This window comes from Massilioclostridium coli, assembly GCF_900095865.1.
GTDB lineage: Bacteria > Bacillota > Clostridia > Oscillospirales > Ruminococcaceae > Massilioclostridium > Massilioclostridium facile.
Map to the genome: position 1 here is coordinate 1684342 of NZ_FMIZ01000007.1, position 13970 is coordinate 1698311.

Consider the following 13970-nt stretch of genomic DNA (forward strand, 5'->3'; position numbering starts at 1 on the left):
GAAAGGATAGATTATGTCAAAAATCAAAATACATCCAGTCTGGTTTGAGGTTTCTAGCCGCACCTATGGTTTATCTTGTAATTTGTGTGTCATAGAAGCGTTACAGGACCGATACGGGACAATCGACAAAGCGTTAAAAGCGACCCAAAATGCAAAAGATATGGCCGTTATAGCCAAAGCTTTTTTGGATAACGCGGTTGACCGGCACAACGAGGACTTCCCAGGTGACCCCTGGGAAGAACTAAGCCTGGAAGAAATTAAAAAAAGAGTGAATTTCTACGCAATTGGAAACGCTTTGTCTGTTGCGTTCCAGCTGTCTATGCCTGATCCAGATGATATAGAACTAGAAAAAAACGGAAAGCCGGGCAATAAACACAATAAAGTGGTACGGAGTAGCTCGTTTGTTGCTCGGCTATTCGCAAAAAGAAGCACAAAGGACGACAATCAGGGAAATTGAAGCCCTATACCGCGAATACTGTCATTTGAACAAAATACAGTTAGACGATGAAAAAACGATTGATGACATTATCCCGTTTTAGGAGGTTGTAAAATGGCAGGCAAAGGGATAATAGGGTTTGGGCTGGCCATTGACGGTGAAAAAGAGTACCAGCAATCCCTAAAAAACATAACCCAAAATCAAAAAGTATTAAATTCAGAAGTTGAAAAAACACAAGCAGTATATAAAAACCAAAAAGAGTCTATCGAATCTGTATCTGCCCAATATCAGTTATACGGAAAAAAGTTGGACAACCTGCGTGAAAAAGAATCCCTACAGCAAAGTGTCCTAGAAAAAGTGACAAAAGCCTATCAAGATTCTGGGAAAAAGGTAGAATCCTTAAAAACGCAACTATCCAGTGCAGAAAAAGCACTGGATCAGATGAAAAACAGCTCAAACGCCACAGCGGAAGAAATCAAAGCCCAGGAAAAAGCGGTAAAAGATCTGGAAACCCAATTAAAAACCGCGGAACGCCAATATGGAGCAGCGGAAAGGGCAACTGGTACTTGGCAGATTGCCCTAAATAAAACAAAAACAGAAATAGCCAACACTGAAAATAGTTTAAAAGACCTTGGAACTCAACTATCTACCAAAAAAAGCTCCTTGTCTCAATTTGGGGAAGCCGCAGACGATGCCGCTACAAAATTGGGAAAGGTATCCGAAAAAGCGGATAAAATAGGAAACGTCTTAACTGTAGGCGTAACTGTACCTGTAACAGCAGCAGCGGGCGCCATGGTTGGTGCAATGGATCAGGTGGACGAAGGGTTAGATACTGTTATAACTAAAACAGGAGCTACCGGAACAGCTGCACAGGAATTAGACGCGGTATATAGGGAGGTAGCCTCCAATATCCCTGCGGAGTTTGGGGACATCGGCGCAGCTGTCGGAGAAATCAATACCCGATTAGGGTTTACAGGTGACAAACTCAAAGTTGCGTCCGAAGATTTTTTGAAATTTGCAAAAGTCAATGGTACAGACGTCAACACATCAGTACAGCTGGTAACCCGTGCTATGGGAGACGCAGGGATAGAATCAAACAACTATAAATCTGTGCTGGATATGTTAACTGTAGCAGCACAAAAAAGTGGTATATCCATTGACAGCTTAACTACCAACCTAGCCAAATATGGCGCACCAATGAGGGCGCTGGGGATTGATACCCAAACTGCCATTGCTATGTTTGCTGGCTGGGAAAAAGCAGGCGTAAATACCGAAATAGCGTTCAGCGGGATGAAACAAGCTATCTCTGCTTGGAGTGCGGAAGGTAAAGACGCAACCAAAGAATTTAGTAAAACAATGGATGCAATCAAATCGGCGTCTGACATATCAAAAGCAACAGCTATAGCCATTGAAGCGTTTGGCAAAAAAGCTGGACCGGATTTGGCAGACGCGATCAAAGGCGGACGGTTTGAGGTCGATGAATATATCCAAGCGTTACAAAGTGCTGGCGGAACGGTAGATAACACTTATGGGGCTATCGTAGATGAGGTTGACGATAGTCAGCTTGCCATGCAACGGCTAAAATTAGCCATGCACGATACCGGGGAAACAATTGCGAAATCTGTTGGACCAGTATTATTGGATTTGGTAGAAAATATCGAAGATGTATTTGAGTGGTTTGGCAACCTGGATAAAGGGACGCAACAAACTATCCTGAAATTTATCGCATTTGCGGCAGCCGCCGGACCGGTTACCAAAGTGATTGGCGGAATTGCTGGCGGCACAAAAACAGCTGTATCAGGGCTTGGCAACTTAGCAAAAGCCTTATCAGGGCAAGTGGCAGCCAAAACCGCTGCCACTGCTTTAGGTTCCGTTGCCACCAACGCAACAGCGGCAGGGACAGCCACAGCCGCTGCGGGTTCGGCGGCAGCTGGTGCAGCGGTAACCCTTGGAACAGTTGCTGCGGTTGCAGGCGGTGTAGCGGCAGCAGGATTGTTAACCTATGCTGTTGCATCGCAAACAGCGGCGGACGAGAGTTTCCAGGTGTATTGGGCTATCCAGCAATCTAAAACGGCGCTGGAAGAATCAAAACAAGCCCATGCCGAAAATATGGAAGCAATCGACAATGAAACGGATAGCAACCAAGACTTGATAGATAAATTATATGAACTCAATGACAAGCAAACCCTAACGAATGGTGAAATGGAAACCATGAAAGGAATCGTGGACCAACTCAATGAAAACCTGCCGGGGTTGAATCTGCTGATAGATGAACAAAGCGGAAAACTTAACGCATCAAAGGAATCGGTTGAAGCCTATAACGACGCTTACCGTACAAAATTGTACTTGGAAACGCAAGGCGAAGATATGAGTAAAGTGGTCAAAGACCAAATGAAAGCCCAAGAAGATTTAAATGCGGCATTGGATGACTACAATACAAAGAAAGTAGAATACGATGAACTGAACGCTGGTATGATCGCGAAAGAGCAAGGAGACGATGCTACATACCAGCAATATATCAATACTTATGGCGGGGGTAACGAACAGATATATTGGGATAAGTGGAATACAGCAAGAGGACGTCTTGAAACCGCAACAAACAACGTTAACACCGCACAGGCTGTTGTGGATGGATTTGAGCAAACGATCAATGAAATGTCAAACGCCTACGCCGCCACTGAAAAGCTGGCGGAAAAAGGCATCAACATGAGTGCCAAATACATCGAATCATTATCCCAACAAACACCAGAAGTAGTGGATGAAACAATAGGACTATTGGATAAATTAAAAAACGGCACCAAACTAAATTTTGAGGAAATCGGAAAGATATTTTCCAACGCCGGAATGGAATTGCCGGACAATTTTAACGAAAAACTGATGTTTAAATCTCCGGAAATGCAGCTGAAAGTTATCCAATTGCTTTCTGAATTTATGGGTGCTGCGGATAGCAAAAAACCGGAACTAGTGGCACAAATGGCGATGATGGGATTTAGCGTTGACGATGCGTTGTCAAACGGGCTGAAAAGTAATATCCAAGTAGTCCGTGATGGTGCGGCACAAACAATTACGGACCTAAAAGACGCAGCAGGTAACCGTATCACAAATATTACCCCAGAGTTTGCCCAAATGTTAGCTGACCTTGGGATTATCGGTGTAGATGAAATGGATCGTGTTGTATCCCAAAGCCAATTGACGGCCCCGGGGATGAAAAGTCTTGACGCTCAAACATGGGTACAACAAAATTGGCCACTCTTGCAAGGAGAAGCGGACAAAAACCCGATAACCGTCCCAGCCAAAGTAAAAATTAAAGTGGACAAAGGATGGCAAGGGCCTGTACAACAAGGGGTTGAAATTGAATACAACGCGGATGGCGGCATTATTAATAAGCAAACCCTTAGCTGGCTGGCAGAAGGCGATAAACCAGAAGCGGTTATCCCATTAGACCCATCCAAACGAGCCAGAGCCTTAAGCTTATACCAAAAAACAGGGGCGGCGTTAGGCGTGCCATCCGCCGCGATTGCACCACAATCCAACGACGGGACATTAATTGACTATAACAAAATGGCTCGATGTATTGTGTCAGCATTGCAAAAATCACCTGTACAAGTTAACACTAACTTTGAGGTAAAACAGGGTGATGTGTTGCTAAGCAACGAAAAAGCGGGTAAAGCGTTAGCCCCTGTAATATCCAGAATACAAGCCAGGAACGCAAGGCTTTAGGGGGTGGAGTATGTATCAAACACCATTAAAATACAAATTTTTAAAGCCAGAAAAAATCGTAGGGCAACGGTGTTGGATGAACAAAAAAGAGGTATCCAAGGCATATCATGCTGACCTGGATAGTTTTGTTGTTACCCCTGGCATGGTAACGGCACAAACCACGGAAAACCAAAGCCGCAGCACATTTGTAATCTCCAAACCGCAAATTGGCTACAAAACAGCAACCGCCATATTCTATCTTTATGGTGAAAATCCGGAAAAAACAGCTTATAACCTCTCTGGATTAATCAATGAAGCCAAAGAATGTACAATACAATTGGAAAGGTCAAATCTGTTTTACCGCGCCATCCTGACAAGCAGCAGCACATCATCCACGAGTTTCCGGTATTATACACAGGTCACTCTAACATTTAACGTTATGGAGAGTTTGCCATTAACTACACACGAGATAAGTAGCAATGCTATTATCTATAACCCAGGGACCGCAGAATCGGAATGCATTCTTGAAATTACGCCTAAAAACCAATTACCCCAATATACTATCATGGGGATTACTATTAAAAACTTAACTGTAAATACCACAGTAACGATTGACGGAATTAACAAAACCGTAATGGCAGGAACAGATAACAAATGGGCTGATACAGATTTAGTTGACTTCCCGGCGTTACAGCCAGGTAAAAACGAAATCACTATGAGTAGTAACCAACCTGTTGTTATCTCCTACTACCCTATTATCCTTTAAAGGAGGGATTACCATTATTACGCTATGTGACGCAAACGATCATCCAGCCTATCCCTTATTGGTTGACCCAAATAGTTATAGGGTTACCCACAAATATGACGGACAGGATACCGTGGAATTTGACACACCTGTAACCGGACGATATTACCAATACATCCAAGAAGAATCCAGGATAATCGCAGAAAATAACATATATTCCATAAAATCAATCCAGGAAGCAGAACAGGTTGTTACCGTGACTGCTCAAGTTGATCTGGATGACTGGAAATCAACCATAAACCGGGAATTTAAGCCGGGCAGCATGGCAATTGGAACACTGGTAAATCAAATAAAGCCCAATGGGTGGACCGTAGAAAGCGGGAACGTTCAAGTGGAAAACAAATCTCTTGAACTGGAAAACGTTACTCCATATGACATCCTGTTTCAAGCAGCGGAAACCTACAAAATCACATATCTATTTGATGCTATTAACAAAGTGGTCACCATTATCAATCCTGAATTGTCGCAGCCATCCGGGGAATACGTTACCGACGAACTCAACCTGAAACAACTCACTTATACAGGAGATTCTACCGAACTTGTTACCAGACTATACGCCTACGGCAAAGACGGATTAACATTTGCGGATATTAACGATCAAAAGGAATATGTTGAAAATCATAGCTATTCCAATAAAATAATTGCTGCAATCTGGGAGGATGACCGTTATACAGACGCACAAAGCTTAAAAGATGCGGCAACAAAAAAGTTGGAAGAAATGTGTATCCCAACCAGGTCGTACGAATGTAGTGTTATTGATTTAGCAAAGACAAGCAGCAAATACAGCCATCTTGCGTTTGCGATGCACAGAACCGTTACTCTGATAGACCGGAACAAAAGGACAAGAATCAACCATAGAGTTGTAGAGTACGCAGAATACCCCATGCGCCCAGAAAACAATGTCGTTACATTATCCACTACCCAACCAGCCATTGAAAACACCATAAAGGATATAACCGATGGCGTCGATAACCCTAACAGCGAATTTGGGCAAAAGATGCAGAGCGCGATCCAAAACGCCACGAACATTATTACTGGAGCTAAAGGCGGAAATGTTGTTATCAAATACGATGATAACGGAAAGCCTACCGAAATATTAATTATGGATACAGATGACCAAGCAACAGCTAAAAAAGTATGGCGCTGGAATATTGGTGGATTTGGATATTCCAGTGAGGGGATAAACGGACCATATGCAACAGCTATCACAATGGATGGCGCAATTGTTGCTAATTTTATCACTGCTGGGACACTTTCTGCCGACAGAATCTACGGAGGAGTGTTACAAAGCGAAAGCGGAAGCATACAATTTGATTTGGCGAACAATACGCTATCTGCTGATGGAATTACAATAAGGGGTAGTGGAAACAATAGAGTATATTTTACCGGACAAGGCGAAAAATCAATCTATATGGCATCGGATAACAACCAGGCTGTATTTATGTACTTGATGTCACATGGGGACCAAAACAGGATTGGGATGTATAACGATACCGATGGGATATACATCGAACCCGGTAAATCTGGCGGTGCAGAAAGCAAGGTAGTTTTCCGCGGACTTGGGTCCACATCATCCCAAAACCAGCCTTGCAGAGTAGAGGTTGTAGGGGATCTAGTTGTAAACGGCGTAAGTATCAGTAGATCGTTGCAAGCACTGTCCGAAGCAAATGGGATAAACTTAGAAAAAATATGAAGGAGGTGCAAGGATTGCAAAACATACAAAAGATAACAATTGACTTTGTGGCAGATGGGCCAACACAACGAGCATCCGCAAAGCAATGGGATAAAAACAGTCGAATCATCCGAGCGGAAATACTAAACAACGGGTTTCCGGTAACCATCGAATCAGGTACAACCGTTACATACGCTTTACGAAAGCCAGATAAAACACAAGTTGTTAATACTGCTACATATCAAGACAATATTGTTACGATTAATTTATCTGATCAGTGCTTGACTATATCAGGATTAGCAATCTGCGAAATTATTTTTGTAAAAAATAGTCAAGTAATATCTACTGCGGTTTTTGAAATTGAAATTTATCAATCTGCTTACGATGATGATGCGATGGAAAGCAGCGATGACTACGGAGCAATAGCCTCTATGTTGGAGGACGTTACCCAAGCAATGGAAAACGCTCAAGAAGCAGCGACCCAAGCAGATGAATCAGCAAAAAAGGCGCGAGAAGCTGCGGATGAAGCTGCGGAAACTGATATAGGTCAAGTGCTAGACAAATTTAACGATTATGTACCTACCACCCGTACAATCAACAGCCATAGCTTATCATCGGATGTTGCATTAACTCCAGAGGATCTCAAAAACGAACCGTGGACAACTTACAAAACAACCAGTCGATATGAATGGACGCTAACCTACCGAAAAATTGGATATAAACTAATGCAATTCCAGCTACAAGGCACGTTTCAAGGCGCACAGTTGGAACGAAATATTAATGACGCCGCTGGTCATACTCCTATATTTGTAGATGAACCATTCTACTTTCCAGTATGGATGACTGTTAATGGTGGGGTCGCCGGAATAGGTGTAGGGATGATCAATCAACAACACGAGATCCATCTCAGTACCCCTGCATATGGAAACACCGTCCAATATGTTGGTTTTGGCGTTACAAGCGTGATTGATGATTTGGATGATGTGGATTTAGACGAAACGGAGTGATAAGCCATGAAGAACATACAATCTATCACAGTTGATGTTGTCCCAGGTCTTATCTCACAACCCACGGTCAATGTTATCAAGGGTGACAGTGAAACCAGATACGTAGATGTTACTGTCCTCAACAACGGCGAGCCGTTGGAACTAGAGGATGATGTCACAATCTCCTACATCTACCTCAAACCAGATTGCACGCAGGTAATTAACCCTGCCACCATATCTGGTAACGTGGTAACCGTGGCATTAAGCGACCAATGTTTAACAGTAGCAGGACTATGCCACTGCGAAATCCAGTTTTATAGAGGGACACAACAGCTTACCAGTGCAATGTTTAAGGTCTCTGTAAATCCTGGTGTGTATGACGCTGACGCGCTGGAAAGCAGCGATGAATACTTATCTCTGTCCAAGGTGGTAAGCGATGCGGAGGAAGCGGCTACCAATGCCCAACAAGCCGCAGACGATGCAACCGCAGCAGCAGAAAAAGCAAACCAGGCAGCAGATAACGTTAAGGATGGCACTACATATATTCCCTCTGTGTCCGATGATGGCATTATCAGCTGGATCAATGGGCAAGGATTGCCCAACCCTGACCCCGTAAATATCAAAGGCCCACAAGGCGAACCTGGGCAGCCAGGGGCAGATGGACAAGCCGCTACCATCCAGGTTGGAGTGGTTACCACCCTAGCACCAGGGCAACCTGCTACTGTAACCAATACTGGGACAGATACAGCTGCGATCCTTGACTTTGGTATTCCCCGCGGAGAGGATGGCGCTGGTGGCGGTGATACTATCATTGTGACCGCAACCGGGACAACTATCCAGTTAACCGATAGTAGCGACAGACCTCTACAAGGGCTAACGATTTATGGGAAATCCCAACAAGTTCAAACAACTGGCGCTCAATTATTGGCTGCCCCAGAAGAACAAATAGAGGGCACCACCTGTTACCATTATAAAAACGGTATCCTGACAACTTCTGGCGCAGGTGATGATGTGGCTACTACGTTTTCTGGTAAGTTTGTCTTACCGGCTGGTACCTATACATTTTCCGGTGAGGCAAAAGAGACACAATATACAACCATTAGCCTTGTAGATTCCTCTGGAGCCAGCATCACTACTGGAGGCAATCTGAGTTTTGCGGCTGATACAAAATCAGAAAAGGAAATTGTCCTGACAGAGAAAAAAACAATATCCCTCAGGGTATGGACCAATACAGCGGCAACAGAATCCAACAATACCATCAAGCTGATGTTAAACGCTGGTTCTTCCGCTCAACCTTGGGAAGAATATTTCAACGAAATTCCCTCCCCTACTCCGGAATATCCGCAGAAAATCCATCACGTTGGAGATAGTGGCAGTATTACTATAACTGTTGACGATGACAGTACAAGTACCCAACCGCTTGTAGTGGATACTACAGGGGGATTACCTGGTATTCCGGTAGCCTCCGGCGGAAACGTGACAATAGAGGGTCAGCAATATATATCAGAGACTATTCAACTATATTCTGATGGTACCGGCAAACGGGTTAGCCCTGTGAAAACCATTGTGCTGGATGGTTCGGAAACCTATTCGGTCAACGCTTCATCTACCAATACAACCAGATTTTACATTAGTGTTGCCGATATCAAAAGTTCCCTTGCACCAGCGTTATGTAGCCACGCCAAATATAAAGAAATTTGGGGTGGAGATGAGGTTGGATTCTATTTAAGTTCCAACTATATTGTGTTCCGCATGCCAAAAGCAGTGGTTGGTGAAACAAAAGACAGTGTCCAAAAGTGGATTGCGTCCCAACACAGCGCAGGTACTCCGTTAACAGTAATCTATCAGATTGCCACACCTACCGAATCAGAACTGGAAAAGGGCGAGGCGCCGAATGTCCAATCTGTACATACCTATTATTCCGATACCAATATCGAAAACGATAGTGATACTCATATGGATGTCCGGTATGTTGCGGACACAAAATTATATATTGATAACCACTCCGGCGGTGGAACGTCTTATAAAATCGGCGATGGACTTAAGCTGGAGGGTAACAAATTATCTGTAGACACTGCCACGGAAGTAGAGCGGGACAATACTAAGCCAGTTACATCGGCTGCGGTATATGCCCAAATTGGTAATATAGCAGCCTTACTGGCAGAAATTTAGGAGGGCAGACATGGAAGATGTAAAAATACAAATCGAACGTTTGCAGGGAGAAAAAGAAGCATTGCGAACAAAATTAGTAGGAATGGGACTTGCTAAATCTAGTGATGATCTAGAGGCATGTGTAACGGCTGTGGAAGGGATTGCGGATAATGGTGCAGTGTCCGGTAATATCAGTGCAGTGGCGGAACAATACTCTGTTCCAGCAGGCTACCACAACGGCACTGGGAAAGTACAGATTGCCAGTGTCGAACAAGCTAAAATCATTGCCGGCAATATCAAGAGCGGTGTTACCATTTTGGGGGTAGCCGGCTCATACGCTGGCGAAGGCGTAGACTTACAGGAAAAGACGGTAACCCCAACAAAAGCCCAACAGAATATTACTCCTGACGAAGGATATGATGGGTTATCCAAAGTAACGGTAGAGGCAATCCCTGCTAACTATGCAGATGTAACAGGAGTAACAGCAACCGAGGCGGACGTGCTAGCGACCAAAACATTTGTGACGGCGGCGGGCACAAAAACAGCAGGTACGATGGTTAACAACGGGGCTGTATCCGCTACGATTGACGGACTAACCACAGGCAGTTATACCATTCCAGCGGGATATCATGACGGCAAGGGGACAATATCCCTTACTGACGATATTGCGAACGCCCTAGCGGCTATCTAGGGGGGATAAGGTGAAATATGAGCGGGAAGAAAGATTTCTTATGACACTATCTCAAAACAAGCCATTAGGGACAATCGACAAATTTTTTTATCGAACAATTGAGACAAAAATAAGATTTTTGGAAGTTTTTGAAAAATACGGTATCGCCACACCTGATGGAGTAAGACTTGATGAGTTGCCAATAATATTGGCTGACTATTTGGAGGGATTAAATGCGGAACGAAAAAATACAGATTGATAGGCTTAATAACGCCAAAGCTGCTATAGCTGAGGCGATTGCAGCAAAAGGCGTACAAGTGCCAGAATCAACCAAACTGGATGGCTATCCTACTCTAATTAGTCAAATATCGACCAGTGGCTCTGGTGGCGGCAAGTCCATCCGTACCTGCCGAGTTGTCGTTGGCACGGCAGTAGCCGGATGGACAGAAAATGACTGTGATTATTTATGTGATGGAACATCAGATGAAGTGAAAATTCAGGCTGCTATTGATGCCCTACCGGAAGATGGCGGAGAAATTGTGCTGCTTGATGGACGATATGTTGTTACTGGAATTGATTTAAAAAATAACACACAACTTATTGGTAATGGATTGTCAACACAAATATATTCGGACACGAGCATTGGCCCTCAAGGAGTGTTGGTGTACGCTGGGTCAAATTGTGCATTGCGAAATATATCGCTATTGTTGGAAACCACAGACCTGAGTGGGACGGCTACTGCTATAAAAATTACGGGGAGCAATACCGAGGTGCGTAATGTACATTGTTCGGGGTTTATAGGAAATACAATTGAAATCGCTTCTTTTACAGCCGGAGCCATTAATAATATCAGTATTATTAATAATGTACTTGTAGGAGGAGCAAACAACTTGTCTGCTATTAAGATAAATAGTTGTACCAATTCGATAATTTCCGGCAATTATATTATTGATCACGAAGAAGATGGTATATCAATTATCAACAATATGTGCAAACACCTCAATGTGTCAAATAATGTGATTTCCAACGTGAAGGGATACGGGGTGCTTGTACAATCTGGATCGTGGTATAACATTGAAAATAACATCATTGAAACCAAGCAATCGGAATCAAGTGGTATTGCTTTTGGAGGAAGTTTTGGAAATATTTCTGGAAATACTATAGGCGGCGACCATGCCATGGCAAATTCCATCAAAATGTTGCCATCCAGTGTTAAATCATTCGTCACTGGGAATTTAGTGTTTGTCACAGGAATAGTGACCGGAGGAAAAGAAATTGTCGTAGAAAATAATGTCGTCATAAAAAACCAAGCTTCTGGGGGTGGAACAGATTGAAATATGAAGAAAAATTTTGCGTGCAAGGATTAACAATATTGTTATATCGGTATGTTGTTGCTTGGCAAGAGGACGAACAACATAAACAGTATTATTGTGTAGACAAACAGGAAGCAAACCAATACAGTGATAGATATGACGATGCGACAGTGCAACCAATAGAGGTTGATCCATCGGATGAATGGATAGATGGTATTACTATCCCAGAAACAACACATCCAATGGATGATGCGATTAAAATTTATGAAGCTGGGGAAAATGCCTGGCTAAATAGCAAATACATACCAAGTGCGGAGCAATCCGCACAGGCGTTAGCAGGAATACTACTTAACACCATAAAACCAGAAAACGACACCCAAAAATTAGAGTTATCAGGGTTGTACCCAGTATGGGTGGAAGGAAATCATCCATCCGGTGATATATGCAACGCTAGAGGTCAGACGTGGGAGTGTTATCAATCCCACGATACAGCAACCTATCCTGATATCACGCCAGATAACCCAGCATGGTATACCTTCTGGCGATCGTTACACGGGACAAGTCCGGAAACAGCCCGCCCATTTGTGCCAGTACAGGGCTCTCACGATATATATCATAGTGGCGAATACGCAATTTGGGAGGACGGCAATGTGTACAGATGTAGACAGGATACAAATTTTAGTCCCGGCGAATACCCGCAAGCGTGGGAGGTGGTAGAATAAGTGGATTTTATAATCGAATATTGGGTGGAATTTTTGTTCGGGGTACTTGCCGTAGGATTAACCGCTGTGCTATCTACTGGATATCATAGGCTAGCCAAAAAAGTGGAAGAACAGGAAAATGTTAAGGATGGCATACTGGCAATACTCCACGATAGGTTATATCAGTTATGCCAATACTATTTAGGGCAAGGGGTAATCACCCCAAATGCCCTTAAAAACGTAGAATACCTATACCGCAGCTACCACAGTTTGGGCGGGAACGGCACAGGCACAGAGCTATATACAAGGGTAACAAAATTACCCCTGGATTTGGAAGGAGTTGATGACAATGAAAATTAACTGGAAAGTACGAATCAAAAACCCTGTATGGTGGGCACAGATCATCATTGCTATTGTGTCCCCTATTTTGGTTGGGTTGGGGCTGCAATGGAGTGATATGACAACCTGGAAATCACTAGGACAAGCGTTATATGACGCTATCTGTAACCCTGTAATTGTAGTATCCGTCATTGCGTCCGTATGGACCGCCATCACAGACCCTACCACTAAGGGTACATCCGACAGTACACAGGCACTTACATATGACAGCCCAAAACAAGATTAATAGGAGGTAAATAATATGAGCATTAGAGGAATTGACTTATCTTATCACAATGGTACAGTAGATTTTGCGGCAGTGAAAGCAGCAGGCGCACAGTTTGCGATGCTACGGGCTGGGGTTGGCAGTGATATCGCTAGCCAGGATGATAAAAAATTTGTGGAATATATTACAGGCTGTGAGACAAACGGTATTGAATGGGGAGCGTATCTATACAGCTACGCTATGAATATGGACGAAGCAGACAGCGAAGCTAATCACATGCTACGGCTGTTACAAGGCCGTAAACCATCCTATCCAATTGTTATTGACATGGAGGACGCGGATGGATATAAGGCTAAAAGGGGTGGTATTTCCCGCCAAATGGCTACCGATATCATCAAACACTTTTGCCAAAAACTTGAATCCGCCGGATATTATGTAATGTGGTATGCAAATAAAGACTGGTACGAAAACAAATTATATCCAGACCAGCTTACCGCATATGATTTCTGGTATGCCCGCCCTGATAAATCCGCGCCAGATAAATCTTGCGGTATTTGGCAGAATGAAATTGGTGAAACTGGCGGGCATTGGCCAGGTGTAAAAAATAATGCTGTAGGAGGATGTGATACCAATATTGCGTACAAAGATTATGCCGCAATGATCAAATCAGCAGGGTTAAACGGGTGGGTTGCTGGATCTTCCCCTACCCCACCCCAGCCAACAGGGACACAATATAGTGTTGGCGATGTAGTAACCGTATCCAGCTACTACGCATCTAGCACAGAAACAGACAGCAATAAGGCAGTAATTCCGTCCGAGTGGAAAACAGGCACGATTACCCGTATTGTAGAAGGCGCACGCAATCCATACTTACTGAATAACGGTAATTTAGGATGGTGCAACGACGGCGATATCAGAGGACGTGGGAGCATT

13 protein-coding genes are annotated in these 13970 nt (G+C 43.7%); all 13 read left to right on the forward strand.

Going from position 1 to position 13970, the window contains the following annotated elements; all coding sequences use genetic code 11:
* The first annotated feature begins 13 nt into the window (after positions 1–13).
* On the forward strand, positions 14–457 hold the full coding sequence (locus tag BQ2683_RS12685; RefSeq protein ID WP_069989433.1) for a hypothetical protein: 444 nt from the start codon (positions 14–16) through the stop codon (positions 455–457).
* 93 nt (positions 458–550) lie between these two features.
* Entirely contained in the window at positions 551–4156 is a 3606-nt protein-coding gene (locus tag BQ2683_RS12690) for a phage tail tape measure protein (RefSeq protein WP_069989435.1), read from the forward strand.
* A gap of 10 nt (positions 4157–4166) precedes the next feature.
* The gene (locus BQ2683_RS12695) at positions 4167–4901 is read left to right on the forward strand and encodes a phage distal tail protein (RefSeq protein ID WP_069989437.1); all 735 of its coding nucleotides are present in this window, start codon (positions 4167–4169) and stop codon (positions 4899–4901) included.
* Positions 4870–6633, forward strand: a complete 1764-nt coding sequence (locus tag BQ2683_RS12700) for a phage tail protein (RefSeq protein WP_069989439.1) — start codon at positions 4870–4872, stop codon at positions 6631–6633. The genes BQ2683_RS12695 and BQ2683_RS12700 overlap by 32 nt, the downstream gene beginning before the upstream one ends.
* Positions 6630–7619, forward strand: a complete 990-nt coding sequence (locus BQ2683_RS12705) for a BppU family phage baseplate upper protein (RefSeq protein ID WP_083256497.1) — start codon at positions 6630–6632, stop codon at positions 7617–7619. The genes BQ2683_RS12700 and BQ2683_RS12705 overlap by 4 nt, the downstream gene beginning before the upstream one ends.
* A 6-nt stretch (positions 7620–7625) precedes the next feature.
* Positions 7626–9770 (forward strand): BppU family phage baseplate upper protein, encoded by a 2145-nt coding sequence (locus BQ2683_RS12710; RefSeq protein ID WP_069989445.1) that lies wholly within the window; start codon positions 7626–7628, stop codon positions 9768–9770.
* 10 nt (positions 9771–9780) lie between these two features.
* Positions 9781–10440 (forward strand): hypothetical protein, encoded by a 660-nt coding sequence (locus BQ2683_RS12715; RefSeq protein WP_069986655.1) that lies wholly within the window; start codon positions 9781–9783, stop codon positions 10438–10440.
* A gap of 10 nt (positions 10441–10450) precedes the next feature.
* A complete protein-coding gene (locus tag BQ2683_RS12720; protein WP_069986657.1) occupies positions 10451–10678 on the forward strand; it encodes a hypothetical protein in 228 nt (75 codons plus the stop codon).
* Entirely contained in the window at positions 10653–11753 is a 1101-nt protein-coding gene (locus tag BQ2683_RS12725; RefSeq protein ID WP_069986659.1) for a right-handed parallel beta-helix repeat-containing protein, read from the forward strand. Before BQ2683_RS12720 ends, BQ2683_RS12725 begins: the two co-directional genes overlap by 26 nt.
* Positions 11750–12454, forward strand: coding sequence for a hypothetical protein (locus BQ2683_RS13705; RefSeq protein WP_235843866.1), 705 nt, complete (start codon positions 11750–11752; stop codon positions 12452–12454). The genes BQ2683_RS12725 and BQ2683_RS13705 overlap by 4 nt, the downstream gene beginning before the upstream one ends.
* A complete protein-coding gene (locus BQ2683_RS13980) occupies positions 12455–12793 on the forward strand; it encodes a hypothetical protein (protein ID WP_069986660.1) in 339 nt (112 codons plus the stop codon).
* Positions 12783–13058, forward strand: a complete 276-nt coding sequence (locus tag BQ2683_RS12740; RefSeq protein ID WP_083256300.1) for a phage holin — start codon at positions 12783–12785, stop codon at positions 13056–13058. The genes BQ2683_RS13980 and BQ2683_RS12740 overlap by 11 nt, the downstream gene beginning before the upstream one ends.
* Before the next feature lie 15 nt (positions 13059–13073).
* On the forward strand, positions 13074–13970 hold an 897-nt coding region (locus tag BQ2683_RS12745; RefSeq protein WP_069989447.1), incomplete at its 3' end, for a glycoside hydrolase family 25 protein.